This window comes from Nocardiopsis alborubida (assembly GCF_012396365.1).
Classification (GTDB): Bacteria; Actinomycetota; Actinomycetes; order Streptosporangiales; family Streptosporangiaceae; genus Nocardiopsis; species Nocardiopsis alborubida.
Genome location: NZ_JAAXPG010000004.1, coordinates 248,528 through 268,906, shown reverse-complemented (window position 1 = coordinate 268,906; position 20,379 = coordinate 248,528). Strand labels below are relative to the sequence as shown.

The window sequence follows — 20,379 nt, the reverse complement described above, 5'->3', positions numbered from 1 at the left end:
ACCGAACGAGGAAGAGCACGCCGCCGCCCCGGACGCCTTCGCCCATACGCCTTGGTCCTCTCCCGCACGCGGAACCGCCCGGGGCGGGCTCCGCATCCCGGACAGAACGCGAGAGAGCACGCCGCCGCACGGGGTCGCGCGCCCCCTCGGACGCCCCGTCCGCTCTTGTGCGCCACTTCCGTACGGCGTACTGTACGGCTTACGGAAACCAGGACCCCCAGTGGACGGATGGAGAGCCATGACCTTCCTCGTCGCCGGAGCCACCGGCAACGTCGGCCGCCACGTCGTCGGGCAGCTGCTCGGCGCCGGACACCCCGTACGCGCGCTGACCCGCTCCCCCGACCGGGCCCACCTGCCCGGGGGCGCGCAGGTCGTCGGCGGCGACCTCACCGACCCGGACGGCCTCGCCCCGCACCTCGAAGGGGTCACGGGGCTGCACCTGATCACCTTCGGCGGGGACGACCACAGCCCCCTCACCTCGGCGCCGCGTCTGGTCGAACTCGCCGAGAAGGCGGGCGTGCGCAGGGTGTCGGTGCTGTGCGACTTCTACCCGGGCCCGGTGGAGGAGGCCCTGGCCGCGAGCGGCCTGGCCTGGACCCTGCTCCACCCGGTCGAGTTCATGGCCAACACCCTGGACTGGGCCGACTCCGTGCGCGAGGAGGGCGTGGTCCGCGAGGCGCGCACCGCGCCCAGCGCCCTGGTCCACGAGGCCGACATCGCCTCCGTCGCGGTCACCGCCCTCACCGAGGACGGCCACGGCGGCCGCACCTACCCCCTCACCGGTCCCGAGGCGCTGACCCCGGTGGAGCGGGTGGCCGCGCTCTCACGCGGGATCGGCCGTGAGATCGGGCTGGTCCGCCTCAGCCTGGAGGAGGAGGCCGAGCGGCTGCGCACCCTGGGCCACGACGAGGAGTACGTGGGCTTCGGCCTCCAGCTGGCCACCGACCCGCCCGAGGTCGGCACCAGGGTCCAGGACACCGTCGAGCGGGTCACGGGCAGGCCCGCGCGCACCTTCGCCGAGTGGGTCGGGGAGAACGCGGACGCCTTCCACCCGCGGTCCTGACCGCGGGACGACGGTCTCGGTGACATTCCCAGCGGGCACCTTCCGCCCACGGGCTTGACCGGGCGGGGCCCTTGACGGGTCCGGCAGCTCGGGCGGACGCCTTCCGCCCGCGGACCTGATCCGCGGGCCGACGCGTCCGGCGGGGGCGCTCCCTCCGGCCGGACGCGTCCCGGCCTCCCGGCGTCCCCGTGTCCCGGCCTCTCCGCCTCCCGCCCCTCCGACGTCCCCGCGACGCCGCGCAGCGGGGCGTGCGCCCGTGGAACACGCCCTAGACTGGCCGGACACCGGACCGAGAGCAGGACGGCCGATGCCCACGCAGTACACCAAGAGCGGCGACCCCGCGCGCAGTCTCGCCCTGCTGTGGCGGACCCAGGAGCCTGTCAGCCGCCGCAACAAACCGGACCTGAGCGTGGACCGGATCGTTGCCGTGGCCTCGGAGATGGCCGACACCGACGGGCTCGCCGCGCTGTCCATGCGCAAGGTCGCCGAACGCCTGGGTGTGGGGACCATGTCCCTGTACACCTACGTTCCCGGCAAGGGCGAGCTGGTCGACCTCATGCTCGACGCCGCCTACGCCGACATGTACGCGGACGGCGAGCGCCCCGGGCACTGGCGCGAACGGCTGAGCGCGGTCGCGTACGCGAACTGGCGGCTGCTCCTGCGCCACCCCTGGATGCTCCAGACCCCGCGGGGCCGCCTCCTGGGCCCCCACCTCATCGCCAAGTACGAGTACGAGCTGTCCGCCGTGGACGGCCTGGGACTGTCCGACGTCGAGATGGACTCCACGGTCAGCCTGGTCAACAGCTACGCGGAGGGCGCCGCCAGCCAGGCCGCGGCGGTCAGCGAGACCGAACGGGCCACGGGGATGACGGACGGCCAGTGGTGGAGCACCCACGGCCCGCTGCTCGCGGCGTTCACACGGGACAGCGACTACCCGCTCGCCTCACGGGTGGGCAGCACGGTGGGCAGGGAGCACAGGACGGTCTACTCGTCCGACCACGAGTTCGCGTTCGGCCTCGAACGCGTCCTGGACGGCGTCCGGGTCCTGGTGGAGTCGCGCTCCGCCCGGGGCGCCGAGGGGTCCTGAGGACCGGAGCACCCGGGGTCAGGGGGTCGCGCGGCGGCCCTCCGCCGGCACCGCGCGTCTGGACTGCCGTTCTGCCCGCCTCCGGCGGCGGGCGCCGCTAGAGCACCGCGTCCCTGCTCCGGACGGGGACGAGCCCGCTCCGGAAGGCCCAGACCACCAGCTGGACGCGGTTGCGCAGCCCCCGTTTGGCCAGGACGCTGGACACGTGTGACTTGATGGTCGTCTCGGACAGGCCGAGGACTCCGGCGATCTCGGCGTTGCTGGCGCCGGTGGCGACCAGCCCGACCACGTCCTTCTCCCGGTCGGTGAACTGCTCCTTCCAGCACGAGTCCGGGTCGTCGCCCGTCCCGACGCACACCGCCGCCTCGTAGCGGACGAACTCCTCCACGACCGTGCCGACCACGGCCGGGTCGAGCACGGTGTGCCCCTCCCTCAGCGAGCGCACGGCGTCGGTGATGACGGACATGTCGCTGCCGGTGAGGATGTAGCCGCAGGCGCCGGCCCGCAGGCAGCTGACGAGGTTGTCCCTCTCGTTGGGCACCGCCAGGGCGAGGACGCGGACGCGGGGGTCGTCCAGCTCGGCGAGCTCGCGGACCACCCCGTTCCCCCTCTCCCCGAGCGCCACCATGTCGACGACGGCCACGTCGGGACGGAGCTGTCGCGCCCTGGCCACCGCCCCTCGCAGGTCGCCGGTCGTTCCGACCACCTTGATGTCATCCGTCGCTTCGAAGGCCGTGCACAGTCCCAGCCTCACTACGTCCTGGTCACCGATAATCAGTACGCGGGTAATCAGTGGACCTGTCCCCTTTTCGTGCGAAACCTCCGGGGCGTGGGGGAGGGGAGCCCGGGGTTGTTCTGTGGAAAGAAGCCAGCCGTCCTTAAATCCCCGATCCCCTACGGACAAACCCTTCGCCCGTGGCCGCATGTGGCCACCGAAGAATAAATCCGAAAAAAACGGTCACTGCTCGTGTCCGCGAAGCGTAGAGGTTTGAGCATCTCGGGCGAAGCCTCATTTCCCCACCCCGCCGACAATCGCGTCCGCGCAGGTCGCGCCGCACCCGACGACTTCACCTCAGAACCATTCCCTTTTCCATAAGATATCGCCCTGGGTATCGGACAGGGGATTTCCCTCTTTTGGGGACCCCGTCCCTAAAGGCCGGCCCCTTCGCGCCCCCAGGTGACGGGAAGGGAGTGCACTCCGTAGACCGCGGAGGTGTCGCGCATACGAACGCTGTGCGGCGGGACGGCCAGGCGCAGATCCGGTATCCGCCGGAACAGCGTGCCGTACCCCAGCCGCAGCTCCGTCCGGGCCAGCTGGTGGCCCAGGCAGTGGTGCGCGCCCAGACCGAAGGCCAGGTGCATGGGGCGCTCCCGTCCCGGGTCGAGCGCGTCGGGCCCGGGGAAGGCCCGCGGGTCGCGGTTGGCGGCGGACAGGGAGACCACGACCGCCTCCCCCGCGCGGACGCGCTCCCCGCGCACCTCCAGGTCCTCGCGGGCCACCCGCATCGCCCCGAACTGCATGATCGTCAGATAGCGCAGCAGCTCGTCCACCAGCCGCGCCATCCGCCCCGGGTCGGGGTCGGTGAGCGCCCCGCGCCACGGCCCGGGGTGGGTGAGCAGCGCGAACGCGCCCAGAGCGAGCATGCTCGCCGTCGTCTCGTGCCCGGCGACCAGCAGCAGGAAGGCCATGGCGGTGACCTCCTCATCCGTCAGGTCCGGGGCGTCCAGCAACCCGCTGAGCAGGTCCTCCCCAGGTTCGCGGCGCTTGCGGCGCACCAGGTCGGCCAGGAAGGCGTTGAGGTCGGCGAGCGCCGCCGAGACCCGTTCCGCGGGCTGGCCCACGTCGAAGGCGACCGCCGTGTCGCGCTGGAACCGCCCGCGCTCCCCGTAGGGCACGCCGAGCAGCTCACAGATGACCAGCGACGGCACGGGCAGGGCGTAGTCGGCCACCAGGTCGGCGGGCGCGCCGCCCGAGAGCATGCGCTCCACGTGCTCCTCGGCGATCTCCCCGATGCGCGACTCCAGCAGGAGCATGCGCCGCCGGGTGAACTGCCCGGCCAGGTGCCTGCGGTAGCGGGTGTGTTCGGGCGCGTCCATACGCACGAAGAAGCCGGGCGCCGCGGGAGGCGCCGGAGCCTGCCCCCGCGGCGGGACGCGGATGTCCTGGCGGGCGCTGAACCGCTGGTCCACCAGGACGTCGCAGGCCAGCTCGTAGTCGGTCACGAGCCACCCCTCCGTCCCGTCGGGCAGGGCCAGCCGGGTGATCGGCGACCTCTCCCGCAGCTCGGCGAAGCGGGGCGGCGGGTCCAGGGCGTGCTCGCGTGCCGTGGGCAGGCTCACGGGGCACGCCGACGGTGTCGGGGCGTCGGCCATGGACGTGTTCCTCTCGTCGCGGGGGGCTCGCGCTCACGGACGCGCGGACGCCCCGGCGTGGGCGGCGGCCATCGCGGTGACCAGGGTGGTGTGGTAACAGGTGCGGAAGACGTACGCGGTGGCCCGCTCCCCCGTGCGCCCGGCCAGGACCGCGGCGTCGAAGGGCGGCCCGGGCAGGGAGCCGTCGGGGCGCTGGGCCGCGGCCAGCCGGTCCCAGGCCGGCCGTTCCAGCGCGGGAGGACCCCCTCCGGCGATCCGCGCGCACAGGAGCAGTTCGGCGACCAGGTCCAGGTGGCCCTCGTCCAGGTAGGCGCGCAGCAGACCGTCGAGCACGCGCCCCATGCGTGCGGTGTCCCCCGGCAGCGGCCGGGCGCCGAAGTCGGTGGCGTACAGGACGGCGTGGGTGACCCCGTAGGCGTCGTACTCGCCGGCGCCCTCCGCGTGCTCGGCCACGCAGGCGTCGTAGAGCGGCGCGGTGCCGGGCAGGTCCGCGGGGGCGGCGATCCCGGCCAGGTCGAGGATGTGGCGCAGTTCCAGGGCGAGGACCGGCGAGGCGCCCGCGCCGGGGGGCCTCGGGGGGCGCCGCTCGGCCAGGTCGCGCGCGGCGGAGAGGGGACCGCGCGCCGGATGGCCCAGGTCGGCGAGCAGGGCCGCCGTCCACAGCCGGTAGGGCAGGTGCTCGGCGTCCCCGCCGGGTCCGGTCTCGACGACCGCCTCCCGGGCCAGGTCCGCGGCGGCGCGCTCCAGTCCGGCCGCCCCGGCCGGGGCCGGGTCCGACCGGCGCAGGAGGCGGCAGAGCATGAGCAGTTCCATGACGGTGGCCCCGGCGAAGTCGCGCGGCGGGAAGTGGTCGTCCCAGCGCGGCCCGAACCACTCCGCGTGGTCGGTGAGCCAGGCGAGGGCCGCGTCCAGGACGCCTGCGGCGGTGCTCCCGTCCGTCCGGGCCGTCGTGCCCGTCCCGCCGGTGGCGGCCATCGGTCCTCCCCCCGTCGTGTGCCGGGCGGGCCCCGGCGACCTCCTCTTCCCTGCCGACGCTCCCGACCCTAGGTCGGCCCTGCTCACGGCGCTTCGGTCCGGAGGAGGAAATACGCGCCCCTCCTGCGGACCAGCCGGAGCCGTCCGGGCGACGGAGCCTCCTACCTGGGAAGGAGAATGCGCGAGAATGTCCGGGAATCGCGCTGGGAAGGGCGTCGCGAAGCGGTGTGGGGCCCCGGGTCACGGGTAGGTTGAAGCCCGCGTTCACGGAGAGCGACCATCGAGCGACACTGGAGTGGGGACGGTATGGGAGACATCGACCTGGCACTGATCGGGGACCTGTACCGCAGGTACCGGGACCCCCTGGCGAAGGTGCGGGACGCGCAGCGCGAGTTCCTCCGCCGCACGCGCGGGCGGATGACGCCGCAGCTGGACGACCTGGAGGCGGAGATCACCTACCTGCTGCTGCGCGAGACGCAGCCGGACACGGTGATGGAGCTGGGGACCTTCCACGGCTGGTCCACCACGTGGATCCTGTCGGCGCTGCGCGACAACGGCGGGGGGACGCTGCACTCCTTCGACATCGTGGACAACGTGGTGTCCAACGTGCCCTCCGAGCTGTCCCTGGGCCGGTGGGAGTTCCACAAGGGCGACGTCCGCGAGAACATGTCCCAGGTCCCCGAGGGGATCGGGTACCTGTTCGTGGACGCCGCGCACAACGGCCGGTTCGCCAGGTGGTACCTGGAGGCGCTGTTCCCGCGCGTGGCCCCGGGGACTCCGGTCAGCGTCCACGACGTCTTCCACGGCAAGCGGGCCCTGCCCTTCACCGAGGGCGCCGTGGTGCTGGCGTGGCTGCGCGAGAACGGCACGGACTTCTTCACCCCCTCCCGCAAGAAGGCCCCCGCGCCCCACACCGCCCTCCTGGAGCTGCGGGAGGACCTGGGGCTGGGCGAGCCGGTGCGCACCAGCACCGACAACCCGATGATCTACTTCCGGATGCCGGAGCACCGGGGCGCCCCGACCGGGGACTGAGGCGCCCGCCCCGGGGCACGGGTCGTCCCGCGACGGACCGGGCCCGGGGCCGCGCCCCGAGCGGCACCACGGGGCGACCGGGACCCCCGGTCTCAGACCGGTACGGGCCCCCCGCTGCTCTGCCACAGGCGGGCGTAGGCGCCGCCCGAGGCCGACAGCTCCCCGTGCGTGCCCGTCTCGACCACCCGCCCGCCGTCGAGCACCGCGATCCGGTCCGCGCGGGCGGCCGTCGCCAGGCTGTGGGTGACCACGAAGGTCGTCCTCCCCCGGGACAGGCGGTCCATCGCCGCCAGCACGGCGCGCTCGGTGCCCGGGTCCAGGGCCGCGGAGGGCTCGTCCAGCAGCAGCACGTCGGGGGCCACCAGCTGAGCCCGCGCCAGCGCGACGAGCTGGCGCTGCCCGGTGGACAGGCCGCGACCGCGCTCGCCGACCGGATGGCGCATCCCCCGGGGCAGGGCGGCCACGGCGTCGAGGGCGCCGACCGCGCGCACGGCCTCCTCCACCTCGCGGTCGCTGGCTCCGGGACGTCCGTAGCGCACGTTGTCGGCGACGGTCCCGGTGAACAGGTGGGGCTCCTGCGGGACCACGCCGAGCCTGCGCCGGTGCTCGGCCGGGTCGAGGTCGCGCACGTCCGTCCCGTCCACCAGGACCGCGCCCCGGTCGGGATCGTGGAAACGGGCGATGAGCCTGACCACGGTGGACTTTCCGGCGCCGGTCTCGCCGACCAGCGCCACGGTCTCGCCCGGGTCGGCGGACAGGGTGACGTCGGCCAGGGCGGGCCCGCCCGCACCGGGATAGGTGAAGCCGACCCCCTCCAGGCGCACCCGGCCGCCGCCCCGCCGGACCGGTTCGGGGACCGGCCGCCGGGAGGCCGCGGCGGTGGGCGGCGTGCTCAGCAGGCCGCCTATGCGGTCCACGCCCACGCGCGCCTGCTGGTAGCTGTCGAAGACCACCGACAGCTGCTGGAACGGGGCGTAGAACATCCCCAGGTACAGCAGGAACGCGGTCAGGACGCCGACCGACAGGGTTCCCTCCGCCACCCGGTGGGCGCCCGCTCCGAGGACGGCGGCGGTGGACACGTCCCCGAGCAGGGTGACGAACGGGAAGTACAGCGCGATGTGGCGCTGGGCGGTCAGCCGGGTCCTGCGGTAGCGGTCCGACAGGGCGGCGAAGCGCTCGCTCGCGCCGTCCTCGGCCCCGGCCGCCTGGGACTCGCGCGCCCCCGCCACCTGTTCCTGGAGGTCGGCGTTGACCTCCCCGATCCGTTCCCGGGACAGGTGGTAGGCCAGCGACACGCACCGGCGGAAGTACAGGGTCGCGGCGAGCAGCACCGGCAGGACCGCCAGGGCGACCAGGGCCAGCCCCGGGTCCAGCACCAGCATCGCCACGACCATCCCCAGCACGGTGGCGCCGTTGACCACGACGATGGTCAGCCCGCTCTCCACGAACGTGGACAGCGCGGTGACGTCGGTGGTCATGCGGGTCATGGTCCCGCCGCCGCGCTCGCGCTCGTGGAAGTCCACGCCGAGCCGGTGCAGGTGCCGGAAGACGCGCAGGCGCAGGGCGTACAGGGCGCTCTCCCCGGTCCGGGTGACCACGCGGGGCTGGAGGGCCAGGACCCACCAGTTGACCGCCACCAGCGCCAGGGCCGCCGCGCCCACGGCCGCGACCGCGCCCGCGTCGCCGGGGGCGACGCCGTGGTCCAGGCCCCAGCGCAGCACGACGGGCAGGGCGGTGGCGGCCAGGGCGTCGGCCAGGACCAGCAGGACGGCGAGCGCCAGCAGGGCCCGGACGGGCGCCAGCACCCGGCGGACGCCGAAGCGCGCTCCGGGGTCCTCCGGCTGCGTGCGTCCCAGGCGCTCGGCGGGGCGGTCGTCGGCGGCGGGCAGCGCGGCCTCGTCGGGGTCGGTCGCCTCCGGCACCGGCTCGGGCCACAGGGAGGAACCGCCGTCGTCGGAGTCCGCGGCCGGTTCCTCGACGTCGCCCCCGTCCCCGGCGCACAGTTCCGCGAAGAGCGGGCAGCGCCGGGCCAGTTCCGCCTCGGTGCCCACGTCCACCACCCGGCCGCCGTCGAGCACGGCGACGCGGTCCGCCAGGGCGAGGGTGGACCTGCGGTGGGCCACGAGTAGGACGGTGCGGTCGGCGGTGACGTCGGCGAGCGTGGCGACCATGGCGGCCTCGGTGGCGGCGTCCACGGCCGAGGTGGCGTCGTCCAGCACCAGGACGCGGGGGTCCCCCAGGAGCGTGCGGGCCAGGGCCACGCGCTGGCGCTGACCGCCGGACAGGGTCAGGCCGCGCTCGCCCACGGGGGTGTCGTAGCCGTCGGGGAGCGCGCGGACGAAGCCGTCGGCCCCGGCGGCGCGGGCCGCCGCGCGTACCTGCTCGCGGGTGGCGTGCGGGCGTCCGTGGGCGATGTTGTCGGCGACCGAGCCGGAGAACAGGAACGGCTCCTCGAAGGCCACGCCGACCGTGGAGCGCAGTGAGCGCAGGCGCAGCGAGCGCACGTCCACCGCGCCACCGGGAGGGCCGATCCGCACGGCGCCGCCGGTGGTGTCGTAGAAGCGCGGCAGCAGCAGCGAGACCGTGGACTTGCCCGAACCGGAGGGGCCGACCAGCGCCAGGGTCTCGCCGGGGCGCACCCGCAGGGACAGCCCGTCGAGCACGGTGGAGTCGCGGGTGTAGCCGAACCGCACGTCGTCCAGCTCCACGCCGACCGGCCCCTCGGGCACGTCGGCGGCGTCGGGAGCGTCGGTGACGTCGGGGCGGGAGTCGGCGAGGTCGAACACGCGCAGGGCCGCGGGCCGCACCAGCTGGGCGCTCATGACCAGGTTGGACAGGGACGCCGACGGCGCGGTGAGGGTGACCATGTACCCGGAGAAGGCGACGAGGGCGCCCAGGGACACCTCCCCGCGCGCGACCAGCCACGCGCCCGCCACCAGTACGGCGGCCTGGCCGAGGTAGGGCAGCACGCCGAGGGTGGCGCTGGGGGCCGCCTGCATGCGGGCCACGCGCATGCGTTCGCCGAACAGGCGGGCGGCGAGGTCGGCCAGGCGCCTGGTCTCGCGTTCCTCCTGTCCGAAGGCCTTGACGACGCGGACGCCGGTCACGGTCTCCTCGACGTGCTGGGCGATCTCGGCGGCGCGGCGCTGCACGGCCATGGTCGCGGGCGGCATGCGCCTGCTGACGCGCACCGTCACCACGACGAAGGAGACCACGACGGCCGCGGCCACGACGGTGAGCACGGGGGAGAGCCACAGCATCGCGGAGAAGGCGAACACGATGAGCACGAGGCCGCCCAGGGCCTGCGGCGCGGTGGCCAGCAGCCCCTGGACCAGTTGCAGGTCGGTGTTGGCGCGCGACATCACCTGGCCGGTGCGCAGGGTGTCCTGTTTGCCGCCGTCGAGCCGCTGGACCGAGTCGAACACGGCCGTGCGCAGGTCGTGTTGGACGCCCAGGGCGAGTTTGCCGGACAGGAACTGGCGGGCGAACGCCCCGGTGAACTGGAGCGCGGCGGCTCCCAGCAGGATGAGGGCGAGCACGCCGATCCGGTCCGTGCGCCCCTGGACCGCGTCGTCCACGGCGATCTGGGCGGCCAGCGGCGCCAGCGCGGCCAGCCCGGTCCCCAGGACGGCCGCCGCGGCCACCCCCGCGGCCAGCGCCGGATGGCGGCGGCAGGCGGACAGCAGCCGCAGGACCCAGTGGCGGCCCCGGGCGGCGGGCGCTTCGGTCGGCGGGGAGCCGGGCATCAGACCTCCGGTGTGACGGGGCGTGCCAGGACGAGCTGCTCCCACGCGGGCCGCGTCCCGGTGGCCGCGTACAGCAGTGCCAGGGCCACGCCCGCGTCCCCTTCGAGGAAGGAGGCGTCCCGGATCATCCCGGCGGGGTTGAAGTAGGTCAGCGGTCCCTCGCCGCGCCGCTCGGCGAGCCAGCCGGTCCAGCGCCGGACGCACTCCAGCCCCTCGGGCAGGCCGTGGTCGTCGTGGGCGCGGCGGCCGAACCAGACCAGTCCGGCGGCGCCGTGGCAGACGCACCCGTCCGTGATCCCGCAGTCCTGCTCGGGGCGGGTGGTGACCGCCAGGGCGGTGGCGCGGGCCAGGTCGGCGTCGCGCGGGTCGCCGGTGACCCCGGCGGCCGCGGTCAGGGCCAGGGCGACGCCCGGATCCCCCGAGCACCAGGTGGCGCGGGCGGGCGTGTAGCGCGTCTCGACGCGGTGCGGGAAGACGGCGTGGGAGAAGTCGCCGCGCTGGGCGCGCAGCCAGCGCACGGAGTCGTCGAGCAGCGGGCGTGCGCGCGGGGCGGCGGCCGTCCCGGAGGCCGAGGCGAGGTAGGACACCAGGCCCGCGGTGCCGTGGGCGGCGCCGAGCACCCGGCAGCGCGCGGACTGGTCGGCGCGGCGCGCCGGGGAGTCGCCCAGGCGCAGGAAGAGGCCGTCGCCGTCGCGTTCGGCGCGGTCCTCGACCACGTCCAGGACTCCGGAGGTGGCCTTGTCGCGGAACCCGGTGTCGGGGTGGGACAGGGCGTACGCGCCCAGGCCCAGCACGCCCATGGGCAGGTCGACCTCGCCCTCGGCGGGGTAGTCGGCGATCCACCGCAGGACGGCGTCGTCCACGGCGCCGAGTCCGGAGGGCTCGGTGCCGCGCGCCCGGGCGAGCCGGAGAGCGGTCCACCCGGCCTGGGCGGCGCCCCGGTAGAGCCAGGGGCCGGTGCCGCCGCCGGAGCGCAGCAGGCCCATCGCCTCGTGGAAGGAGTCCTCCGCGCCGTGGTCCTCGCCGAGGGCGCGGGCGAACTCCATCCGGGCCACGGCCTGGTCCAGCAGCAGCGGGAAGGTGGGGGCCTCGCGCACCTGGTCGTCCATGTCGGCCAGGAACCGCCGCGCCAGGTCCAGCGTGTCGGCGTCGTTCATCGCTTCTTGCCCTCCAGTGCGTGCAGGCGGCGCAGGTGGCGCCGGGCGAGTTCGTGCGCCAGGTACTCCATGCGCACCGCGTCGAAGGCGAAGGTCCGGTTCAGGTGCAGGTGCAGCGCCGACCCGAACACCGACCACCGGCCGCGGGCCCCGGTTCCGGGAGCCAGCGCGGCGGCCAGCGCGCCCAGGGCCTTGGCCACGTCCTCGTCGGGGCGGACACCCTCCAGGTGGGCGCGCAGGGCGGCCTCGTGCGCGCGGGCGAACTTGCCGAGGCGGTTGCCCTCGCGGGTGGGGGCCACGTCCAGGCCGCCCTGGCACACGCGCAGGAACTCCTCGCGCTCGTCGAAGGCGTCGAACAGCTCGGTGCACCAGTGGGTGACGTCGGCGACCGCCTGGTAGAGGCGGGCGGACTCGTCGGCCAGGGCCGGCAGCGCGGCGGCGACGCGGTCGCTGGAGGCGGTGAACAGCCCCTCGGCCGCCCGCAGGCCCTCGGTGCCGCCGTAGCGCGCCACCTCGGGCACGTACTCGTCCAGGACGACCCTGCTGACCAGGCCCCCGGCGGCCAGCCGGGCTCCGAGGGCGTCCACGGCGGTGAGCACGCCGGGCCGCGCGGCGGGTTCGGCCGGGCGGACGCGCACCCGCACGTGGTAGCCGTCCCCGTCCTGGTAGCGGAGGAAGAACCACTGGTCGGCCTCCCCCGCGGCGCGCAGGTCCGAGGCCAGACGGTGGGCGCGCGACACCACCTGGTCGGCGGCGGCGTGCCCGCAGTACAGGCGCGCGTAGACCCAGGCCCGGCCGTGGCCGCGGTCCAGGACGGCCGTCCCCGCGCCGGGGCCGGGCGGCTCGCGCAGGACGGGGCCGGTGGGCACGACCACCTCGGCGACGTGGCCCCCGCCGGGGCCGCGCACCGCGGGCGCCTCGGCCTGGGGCATCTCCACGAAGGCGGTGTCGCGGTCGCCGGCGCGCGCCAGGGCGGCGCGCACCGAGGCGTCCTCGCGCAGGTCCACGGGGAGCACGTGGTCGTACTCGCCGGTGCCCACCCAGGTGCGCCCGCCCAGGCCGGGCAGACGGTCGCGCAGTTCGGCGGCCGGGGAGGGCGCGGACAGGACCGCGGCGACGTCCCCGGGGCGCAGCAGCCAGCGCTCGGGGGTGACCACGACCCGGCCGCAGGTGACGCGCGGCAGGTGGGGCAGACGGGCCAGCGGCCCCCACGACCATCCCGCTCCCCCGGACGTGGCCAGGTGGCCCAGCACCGCGTAGACCGGGTCCAGGCCGTGGAAGTCGACGTTGTGGGCGGTGTTGAGCTCCACGAGGACGGGTCGGCCGGTGCGGGCGTCGCGCAGCCGGAAGCCGTCCGGGCACAGCCGCAGGAGCAGGCGGTCCAGGTGCAGGGTGCCCGCGTGGGCGCCGGTCAGGGCGATGGTCTCGTCCAGCACGCGGGGGCGCACCAGGACGTTGCCGATGCGCCCGCCCGGGTGGTAGACGAGTTCGGCGTGCAGGGGGGAATCCTCCTGGTCCGCGGTGCCGTGCCGCTCACGGGCGCGGTCGACCTGCTCCCGGATGCGGTCGGCGACGGCGGGGCGGTGGAGGCCGAACCGGGCCGCCAGGGCGTGGGGGGCGCGGCCCACCCCGCCGACGAGCATGCTGTGCGGTCCGTCGTGGGACGCGGGGTCGGCGTCGCCGAGCAGGACGGCCAGCAGCGCGCGGGAGCCGTCGGTGTCGGCCTCGGGCAGGTGGGCGATGTCCACGGAGCCGCCGTCGAGGTGGCCGCCGTCGGCGGTCCAGCGCCCGAGCAGGTCGAGCAGCTCGGGGTTGACGGTGGGTTCGGTGGGGCGGGAACCGGTGCGCAGGCCCGCCTTGGCGGCGAGTGCGGAGGCGCCGCGCTGGGCGGGCCGGAGCACGCCCGACTCCAGGTCCAGCGCGCTCAGCAGCGGCACCTCGGCGTCCTCGAAGCGCTGGGCGAAGGCGGCGCGGAAGGCCGCCATGTCGAAGCCGGGTCCGCCGCCGGGGGAGGCGAGGGCGGCGAGGCGGCGCACGGCGGCGCCCAGGTCGGCGACGGTGCGCCGGTCCAGGTGCGCGGCGCGCATGGCGAGTTCGGGGTGCAGGTCGAAGCGTTCGGCGTACCTGGCCCGGGCCAGGGCCGGCGCGTGGCCGGCGGCGCGGTCCCAGGCGGTGTCGAGCCGGTCGCGCAGTCCCGGCTCGAAGGCGCGCTCTCCGGCGGCGTCGGCCAGCAGGACGCGCACGGCGGCGGCCCGGTCGCGGTCGCCGACGGCGTCCAGGAGGCGCACGGCCCGGTCGGCGGGCTCGGTGCCGGGGGCGACCAGGCCGTCGGAGGGCTGGAGCAGGCCCTTGCCGCGCAGTCCGCGCACGAAGGCGCGCAGGCGCTCGGGTTCCACACCGGGCAGCCGCTCGGCGAGCGCGTCGGCGAGTTCGGCGGCGCTCATCTCGGCGCCGCCGAGGACCTCCACGGCGGTGTCGATGGCCTCGGTGCGCCGGACGCTCACCACGTCCGCGGTGGCGTCGCCCGGAGCGGCGAAGCGCACGGCGGAGGGTCCGACGCCGGCCAGGGGGTTGAGCCGCAGGGGGACATCGTCGGGGTCGGCGGCGGCGAGGGCGTCGGCGACCGTCTCCTCCAGGGCGCGCACGTCCACGCGCACCCGCACGCGGTGCCGCTCGCGCCGGTCGACCTCCAGGTCGCGGCGGTCCCCGACGGACAGGGGCGCGGTTCCGGCGAACAGCCCGTAGGGAGTGGCGCGCCCGCCCATACGCGCGAGGTAGCGCAGCAGGGTGGCGCGGGCGCGTTCCTCGGACGCGGACGCGGCGCGCAGGTGGGGGTCGGCGGCCAGGTCGACGGCCATGGCGGCGACGGGGTCGTGGACGTCGCCCGCGGCGACCATGCGGGCGGACTCCTCGACGCTGAGCAGCGGAACGCGGACGAGCCCGAAGTCTGTCCCGCTCACCGGGCACCGCTCCCCGTGGCCGCGGCGGTCCCGGCGGGGATGGCGCCGCCGGGGGAGGCCACGGCTTCGACGGGCGAGGCGGCGCGGCGGCGCACGGCGGCGAAGACCTCCTCCACGGCGCGCAGGTGGTCCTCGGGGTCGCTGGACAGCTCGGTGACGACCGCCTCGTCGGCGCCGGTGATGGCCAGGACGCGGTGCACGGCGTCGGCGCACTGGTCGGCCGTGCCCGCGCAGTTGACCCGCACGCCCTGGCGCAGGCTGTCGGCGCGTGCCGTGGCGGCGTCGTCGTTGGCGACCAGGGCCAGGGCCACGGCCGTGCGTCCGCCGGGGTGTGCCGCGCGGTAGGTCCTGAGCGTGCTGACGCAGGCGTCCACGTCGGTGTTGAAGAACAGGGCGTGGCAGTAGTGGGTGCCGGTCCTGGCCGCGATCTCGGCGGAGCGGTTCCCGGCGCCGTGCGACCAGAGCTGGAATCCGGTGTCCACCGGGTCGACCCACTCCGCGCCCCCGCGCAGGAGGGCGACGGTCGTGTCGATGACGGCGCCGACGTCCTCGCCCCGCTCTCGCAGGTGGGCGAGGTCGTCGGCCGCGCCCCCGCTCACGTCGCCGCGGCCGAACCCGACGTCGAGGCGGTCGGGGCAAAAGTGCGCGGCGGCGGCGACGTCCTCGGCGGTCAGGTGGGGGTCGCGGATCCTGGACAGCGTGACGGCGGTACCCACGCGCACGCGCCGGGTGTGGCTGCCCAGGACGGCGGCCAGCAGCAGCGGGTTGGTGCTGGGCACGCCGGAGGCGTGGTGCTCGGGCAGCCAGACGCGGCTGTAGCCCAACCGCTCGGCGAGCAGGGCCGAGGCGAAGGCGGTGTCGCGCTTGTCCCGGACGGGACGGCCCTCGGTCAGGTCGAGGTACTCCAGCAGGCCCAGCGGCGGCGCGGCTTCCGGCGGCGTCTCCTCGCGGTCCTGCGCTGTGTCGTCGTGCATGGGGGACTGCCTCCTCGGCCGGGTCCGCGCCCGCGGCACCGCGCTCGCGGAAGGGGAAGGGTACGGAGAACACCCGCGGGTGTGCCGCGGGGCGGCGGCCGCCGGGCGGCCGCCGCCCCGGGTCTGGTCGTGCCGGGCCGCGGTGGATCAGGGACGGGGTTCCACCGTTACGGGCGGCCGGGTGCCGCCCGCGGCCTCTGTGGGGACTACGGGTCCGATCCCCTAGCAGGAGATGGTGTTGGCGCTCGGGCAGGGGGTGCCCCAGCAGGTGGTGCCGAAGGTGATCGGGCCGGGGACCTCGGCGCCGCTGTTCTCCACGGACTGGCCCGAACCCGGGGTCTCGAAGGTCTCGGCGTCGACGTCGAGGTTGATCTCGGGGCGGTTGCTGGCGGAAACGGCCATGGGGAATGCCTTTCTCGAAACACGGCGACCGTTTTGTCGGTAACGCCTGTTGTGAAATACACATTAGGCCCCGGCCGCGTCGCGGTCTTCATTCACGCGGACCATTTTCCCCTCCTCCTTATGGACGGAACCGCGTCCTTCCGGGGGGAGGGCCCCGCCCCCCGGGGACGGGGGGTCGCACACAGGAGGGGCCCGTCCGAAGGGTGGTGGCGAATACCCGCGATCCGGGAAACGGGCCCGCTTCCACCTGCGTTTCCTCCTGGCCCACCCGACACGGCGACCGCGGCGCGGTCACCCGTGACCAGGACCGGTCCACTCCGTGTCTCCGCCCTGGGGAGGGGGAGCCCCGACCCGAGACGGAATTTCCGAATAACAGCAGAAAGCCGGGAAAACACCCCGGAAAAGGAAAAAACCCCGGCAGCCGAGACGGCGGCCGGGGCAGGGGAGAAAAGCGCTAGAAAGCCGCGGCCTCCCGGGCCAGCCCGGTGATCCGCTCCCATTCGCCCGCCGCCACCAGGTCGGCCGGGGTCAGCCAGCTGCCGCCCACGCAGCCCACGTTCGGCAGGGCGAGGTAGGCGGGGGCCGACGCGACGGTGATGCCGCCGGTCGGGCAGAACCGCACCTGGGGCAGGGGACCCGCCAGCGACTTCAGGAACGCCGCGCCGCCCGAGGCCTCGGCCGGGAAGAACTTCATCTCCGACACCCCCCGCTCCAGCAGCGCCAGGGCCTCGGAGACGGTGCCCACGCCGGGCAGGAAGGGCAGGCCCGTGTCGGCCATGGCCGACGCCAGCCCGTCGGTGCACCCCGGGCTGACCAGGAAGCGCGCTCCCGCCTTGGCGGCCGCGGCCGCCTGCTCGGGGGTGACCACGGTGCCCGCGCCGACCACGGCCTCGGGCACCTCGGCGGCGATCCGCGCGATGGCCTCCAGCGCGGCCGGGGTCCGCAGGGTCACCTCGATGCCCGGCAGGCCGCCCGCCACCAGTGCGCGTGCCAGCGGCACGGCGGACTCGGCCTCCGAGACGACCACCACCGGCATCACCGGGGCCAGGTCGAGGATGTCGGCGCCCGAACGGGGGTTCGTCGTCATGTCGTGTCTCTCCAGGGTCGGTCGAAGGTCTGGGGTGGGCGCGCCGCGGCCGCGGGGGCGCGTGGGGCGGACGTCCGCCGCACGCGCCCCGGGGCCGGTCCCCCGGCGCGCCCGGGTCGGCGGGTCAGGATCCGAAGACCCCGGCGCCCTTCTCGGCGGGGCCGACCGCGCCGCGCAGGGCGGCGAAGAGCTCACGGCCGGTACCGGTGGCGGAGTCCGCGCTGGGACGGGCGGGCTCACGGCCGCTCAGGTCGGCCAGCACCTCCAGTGTGCCCGTGGTGGCGTCGAGGCGGATGGGGTCGCCGTCGCGGACGTAGGCCAGCGCGCCGCCGGCCTCCGCCTCGGGGGACACGTGGATGGCGGCGGGCACCTTGCCCGAGGCGCCGGACATGCGGCCGTCGGTCACCAGCGCCACCTTCTGGCCCCGGTCCTGGAGCACCGCCAGCGGCGGCGTGAGCTTGTGCAGCTCGGGCATGCCGTTGGCGCGCGGCCCCTGGAAGCGGACCACCGCGACGAAGTCGCCGGTCAGCTCCCCTGCGGCGAACGCCTGTTGGAGCTCGGCCTGGTCGCCGAAGACGCGGGCGGGGGCCTCCACCACGTGCCGCTCCGGCGCGACCGCGGAGACCTTGATGACGGCGCGGCCCAGGTTGCCCGACAGCATGCGCAGGCCGCCGTCGGGGGCGAAGGGGTCGTCCGTACCGCGCAGGACGGAGGTGTCGCCGCTCTCCTTGGGGCCGTCGACCCAGGTCAGCTCGCCCCCGTCCAGGTTCGGGACCTGGCGGTAGCGACCCAGGCCCTCGCCCATCAGGGTGCGCACGTCCTCGTGGAGCAGTCCGGCGTCCAGCAGGGAGCCGATCAGGTGGGCCATGCCGCCCGCCTCGTGGAACTGGTTCACGTCGGCGGCGCCGTTGGGGTACATGCGGGTGAGCAGCGGCACCACCTCGGACAGATCGGCGAAGTCGTCCCAGGTCAGCTCGATACCGGCGGCGCGGGCGATGGCGACCAGGTGCAGGGTGTGGTTGCTGGAGCCGCCGGTGGCCAGCAGGGCGACCACGGCGTTGACGACGGCCCGCTCGTCGACCTGGCGGCCGACGGGGTTGTAGGAGTCGCCCAGGGCGGTGCGGGCGAGCACGCTGCGCCCGGCCTCGGCGGTCAGGGCCTCGCGCAGCGGGGTGCCCGGCTGCTCGAAGCTGGCCCCGGCCAGGTGCAGGCCCATGACCTCCATGAGCATCTGGTTGGAGTTGGCGGTGCCGTAGAAGGTGCAGGTGCCGGGCGAGTGGTAGGCGGCGGACTCGGCCTGGAGCAGCTCGCGGCGGCCCACCTGGCCCTCGGCGAAGCGCTGGCGCACGCGGGCCTTGTCCTTGTTGGGCAGGCCCGAGGGCATGGGCCCGGCGGGCACGAACGCCACCGGCAGGTGGCCGAAGGACAGGGCGCCGATCAGCAGGCCCGGCACGATCTTGTCGCACACGCCGAGCATCAGCGCGCCGTCGAACATGTCGTGGGAGAGGGCCACCGCGGTGGCCATCGCGATGACGTCCCGGCTGAACAGGGACAGCTCCATGCCCGCGCGGCCCTGCGTGATGCCGTCGCACATGGCGGGCACGCCCCCGGCGAACTGGGCGACGCCGCCCGCCTCGGCCACGGCGGCCTTGATCACGGCCGGGTAGGACTCCAGCGGCTGGTGCGCGGAGAGCATGTCGTTGTAGGCGGAGACGATCGCCAGGTTGGGCGTGACGTCGCCGGACAGCTTGAGCTTGTCCGAGACGCCGCAGGCCGCGAACCCGTGGGCGAGGTTGGCGCAGCCCAGGGCGGAGCGGGCGGGGCCCTCGGCCGCCGCCTCGTCGATCCGCGCCAGGTAGGCGGACCGGGTGTCGGCGCTGCGCTCGGCGAGGCGCCGGGTGACGTCTGCGACGACGGGGTGGACGGCGGGTCCGTGCCCTGTGGTGTCGGCGTCGTCGTTCGTGTGCGCGGTCATCGGGGTCGCTCCTCTTCGTACCACGTACGGCCTGTCCGGCCGATGAGCCGGTGCGCGCCCGCGGGGCCGGCGCTTCCGGCTGGATAGGTCTCGGGGGTGGTGCTCAGGCCGTTCCAGGCCTCGATGACGGGATCCACCCAGCGCCAGGCGGCCTCGACCTCGTCGCGGCGCATGAAGAGGGTGGAGTCACCGGCCAGGACGTCCGTCAGCAGCCGCTCGTAGGCCTCGGGCGAGCGGGTGGCGAACGTGTCGGCGAAACTGAGCTCCAGGGGGGCGGGCCGCAGCCGCAGCGCTCCGGCGCCGGGCGTCTTGGCCAGCATGGTCAGGTGTATGCCCTCGTCCGGCTGGAGCCGGATGACCAGGCTGCCCGCTCCGGGGAGGTTGGTGCCGGGGAAGATCGTGTGCGGCACCTCGCGGAAGCGGATGACGATCTCCGAGCGGTCGTGCGACATGCGCTTGCCGGTGCGCAGGTAGAAGGGCACCCCCGCCCAGCGCCAGTTGGCGACCTCCGCCCGCAGGGCCACGAAGGTCTCGGTGTCGCTGAAAGCGGGCCCGCCGGGCTCGTCGAGGTAGCCGAGCACCTCCGAGCCCCGGACGGAGCCGCGCCCGTACTGGCCGCGCACGGTGTCCTCGGCGACGCGGTCCCCGGTGAGGGGGCGCAGCGACTGGAGGACCTTGAGCTTCTCGTCTCGGACGGAGTCGCGGTCGTAGCTGGCCGGGGGCTCCATGGCGGTCAGGCACAGCAGCTGGAGCAGGTGGTTCTGGACCATGTCGCGCATGGCGCCGGAGGTGTCGTAGTAGCCCCGGCGCCCGCCGACGCCGACGGTCTCGGCGGCGGTGATCTGGACGTGGTCGATCCAGCGGGAGTTCCACAGGGGTTCGAGGAAGACGTTGGCGAACCTCAGCACCAGCAGGTTCTGCACCGTCTCCTTGCCCAGGTAGTGGTCGATGCGGTAGATCCGCGACTCGTCGAAGACCGATCCCACCGCGTCGTTGACGGCGCGGGAGGAGGCCAGGTCGCGGCCCAGGGGCTTCTCCATGACCACGCGGGAGTCGGGGGTGACGAGCCCCGCGCCGCTCAGGCCGCGGCAGATCGCGCCGGAGATCATCGGCGGGACGGCGAGGTAGAAGACGCGGTCGCGGTCGGGGGCGAGGGCGGCGGTGAGGGCGTCCCAGCCCGAGGGGTCGCCGCCGACGTCCACGGTGACGTGGGAGAGGCGTTCCAGGAACCGGTGGAGCACGTCGGGCTCGGCGACCTGGACGGCGTGGTGGCCGCGGACCGCGGAGGCGGCCTTGTCCCTGAGGTCGGCGTCGGTGAGGCCGTCGCGCGAGACGGCGACGACGCGGGTCCCCCCGTCCAGGTGGCCGTCGCGGTCCAGCAGGTACAGGGAGGGGAGGAGTTTGCGCATGGACAGGTCGCCGGTACCCCCGAAGACCACCAGGTCGGTGGCACGGGACGCGGACTGCTGCGGCATCTTCGGTCTGCTCCAGCGGGGAGGGAAGGGGATGGGGAGCGGGGGGCGGAGTGTGGCGCAGGCGGGGGGTGCG

The 20,379-nt window shown here is 75.1% G+C and carries 14 protein-coding genes; 3 read left to right on the top strand and 11 right to left on the bottom strand.

Annotated features, from left to right (window positions below; all coding sequences use genetic code 11):
• Positions 1-238 precede the first annotated feature (238 nt).
• Positions 239-1,063, top strand: coding sequence for an SDR family oxidoreductase (locus HGB44_RS06325; RefSeq protein WP_061082150.1), 825 nt, complete (start codon positions 239-241; stop codon positions 1,061-1,063).
• 307 nt (positions 1,064-1,370) lie between these two features.
• The gene (locus HGB44_RS06320; RefSeq protein ID WP_061082149.1) at positions 1,371-2,150 is read left to right on the top strand and encodes a TetR/AcrR family transcriptional regulator; all 780 of its coding nucleotides are present in this window, start codon (positions 1,371-1,373) and stop codon (positions 2,148-2,150) included.
• A 97-nt stretch (positions 2,151-2,247) separates the two neighbouring features.
• Here the strand turns inward: HGB44_RS06320 and HGB44_RS06315 are convergent, their stop codons facing one another.
• The 3 genes from HGB44_RS06315 to HGB44_RS06305 all read right to left on the bottom strand — a co-directional run bounded on the left by HGB44_RS06315 (position 2,248) and on the right by HGB44_RS06305 (position 5,498).
• A complete protein-coding gene (locus HGB44_RS06315; protein ID WP_394327819.1) occupies positions 2,248-3,054 on the bottom strand; it encodes a LuxR C-terminal-related transcriptional regulator in 807 nt (268 codons plus the stop codon).
• Between the two features lie 245 nt (positions 3,055-3,299).
• Complete coding sequence (locus HGB44_RS06310) at positions 3,300-4,523, bottom strand: cytochrome P450 (RefSeq protein ID WP_061082147.1); 1,224 nt, start codon at positions 4,521-4,523, stop codon at positions 3,300-3,302.
• Positions 4,524-4,556: 33 nt separating this feature from the next.
• Complete coding sequence (locus HGB44_RS06305) at positions 4,557-5,498, bottom strand: DUF6895 family protein (RefSeq protein WP_061082146.1); 942 nt, start codon at positions 5,496-5,498, stop codon at positions 4,557-4,559.
• Between the two features lie 306 nt (positions 5,499-5,804).
• On the opposite strand from HGB44_RS06305, the gene HGB44_RS06300 reads away from it, so the two are divergent.
• Positions 5,805-6,530, top strand: a complete 726-nt coding sequence (locus HGB44_RS06300; protein WP_061082145.1) for a class I SAM-dependent methyltransferase — start codon at positions 5,805-5,807, stop codon at positions 6,528-6,530.
• Positions 6,531-6,622: 92 nt separating this feature from the next.
• On the opposite strand, the gene HGB44_RS06295 is transcribed toward HGB44_RS06300, so the two are convergent.
• The 8 genes from HGB44_RS06295 to zwf form a co-directional block, all read right to left on the bottom strand.
• The gene (locus HGB44_RS06295; protein WP_061082144.1) at positions 6,623-10,276 is read right to left on the bottom strand and encodes an ABC transporter ATP-binding protein; all 3,654 of its coding nucleotides are present in this window, start codon (positions 10,274-10,276) and stop codon (positions 6,623-6,625) included.
• Positions 10,276-11,433, bottom strand: coding sequence for a lanthionine synthetase C family protein (locus HGB44_RS06290; RefSeq protein WP_061082143.1), 1,158 nt, complete (start codon positions 11,431-11,433; stop codon positions 10,276-10,278). The genes HGB44_RS06295 and HGB44_RS06290 overlap by 1 nt, the downstream gene beginning before the upstream one ends.
• Positions 11,430-14,393, bottom strand: coding sequence for a lantibiotic dehydratase (locus HGB44_RS06285; RefSeq protein WP_061082142.1), 2,964 nt, complete (start codon positions 14,391-14,393; stop codon positions 11,430-11,432). The genes HGB44_RS06290 and HGB44_RS06285 overlap by 4 nt, the downstream gene beginning before the upstream one ends.
• Positions 14,390-15,367 carry an LLM class flavin-dependent oxidoreductase gene (locus HGB44_RS06280; RefSeq protein ID WP_061082141.1) on the bottom strand — a complete coding sequence of 326 codons (978 nt, stop codon included), beginning with the start codon at positions 15,365-15,367 and terminating at the stop codon, positions 14,390-14,392. Before HGB44_RS06280 ends, HGB44_RS06285 begins: the two co-directional genes overlap by 4 nt.
• 222 nt (positions 15,368-15,589) lie before the next feature.
• Positions 15,590-15,769, bottom strand: coding sequence for a hypothetical protein (locus HGB44_RS06275; RefSeq protein WP_061082140.1), 180 nt, complete (start codon positions 15,767-15,769; stop codon positions 15,590-15,592).
• Positions 15,770-16,223: 454 nt separating this feature from the next.
• Positions 16,224-16,856, bottom strand: a complete 633-nt coding sequence (gene eda / locus HGB44_RS06270; RefSeq protein WP_061082139.1) for a bifunctional 4-hydroxy-2-oxoglutarate aldolase/2-dehydro-3-deoxy-phosphogluconate aldolase — start codon at positions 16,854-16,856, stop codon at positions 16,224-16,226.
• Positions 16,857-16,980: 124 nt separating this feature from the next.
• Positions 16,981-18,831 (bottom strand): phosphogluconate dehydratase, encoded by a 1,851-nt coding sequence (edd, locus tag HGB44_RS06265; RefSeq protein ID WP_061082138.1) that lies wholly within the window; start codon positions 18,829-18,831, stop codon positions 16,981-16,983.
• A complete protein-coding gene (gene zwf, locus HGB44_RS06260) occupies positions 18,828-20,306 on the bottom strand; it encodes a glucose-6-phosphate dehydrogenase (RefSeq protein ID WP_061082137.1) in 1,479 nt (492 codons plus the stop codon). Before zwf ends, edd begins: the two co-directional genes overlap by 4 nt.
• Between the last annotated feature and the right edge of the window lie 73 nt (positions 20,307-20,379).

What these genes read in the sequence shown, in the direction of transcription:
- HGB44_RS06310 (WP_061082147.1), bottom strand. Translation starts at nt 4,523, where the DNA reads ATGGCCGACGCCCCGACACCGTCGGCGTGCCCCGTGAGCCTGCCCACG.
- HGB44_RS06280 (WP_061082141.1), bottom strand. Translation starts at nt 15,367, where the DNA reads ATGCACGACGACACAGCGCAGGACCGCGAGGAGACGCCGCCGGAAGCC.
- HGB44_RS06325 (WP_061082150.1), top strand. Translation starts at nt 239, where the DNA reads ATGACCTTCCTCGTCGCCGGAGCCACCGGCAACGTCGGCCGCCACGTC.
- HGB44_RS06275 (WP_061082140.1), bottom strand. Translation starts at nt 15,769, where the DNA reads ATGGCCGTTTCCGCCAGCAACCGCCCCGAGATCAACCTCGACGTCGAC.
- HGB44_RS06295 (WP_061082144.1), bottom strand. Translation starts at nt 10,276, where the DNA reads ATGCCCGGCTCCCCGCCGACCGAAGCGCCCGCCGCCCGGGGCCGCCAC.
- HGB44_RS06290 (WP_061082143.1), bottom strand. Translation starts at nt 11,433, where the DNA reads ATGAACGACGCCGACACGCTGGACCTGGCGCGGCGGTTCCTGGCCGAC.
- edd (WP_061082138.1), bottom strand. Translation starts at nt 18,831, where the DNA reads ATGACCGCGCACACGAACGACGACGCCGACACCACAGGGCACGGACCC.
- HGB44_RS06305 (WP_061082146.1), bottom strand. Translation starts at nt 5,498, where the DNA reads ATGGCCGCCACCGGCGGGACGGGCACGACGGCCCGGACGGACGGGAGC.
- zwf (WP_061082137.1), bottom strand. Translation starts at nt 20,306, where the DNA reads ATGCCGCAGCAGTCCGCGTCCCGTGCCACCGACCTGGTGGTCTTCGGG.
- HGB44_RS06320 (WP_061082149.1), top strand. Translation starts at nt 1,371, where the DNA reads ATGCCCACGCAGTACACCAAGAGCGGCGACCCCGCGCGCAGTCTCGCC.
- HGB44_RS06300 (WP_061082145.1), top strand. Translation starts at nt 5,805, where the DNA reads ATGGGAGACATCGACCTGGCACTGATCGGGGACCTGTACCGCAGGTAC.
- eda (WP_061082139.1), bottom strand. Translation starts at nt 16,856, where the DNA reads ATGACGACGAACCCCCGTTCGGGCGCCGACATCCTCGACCTGGCCCCG.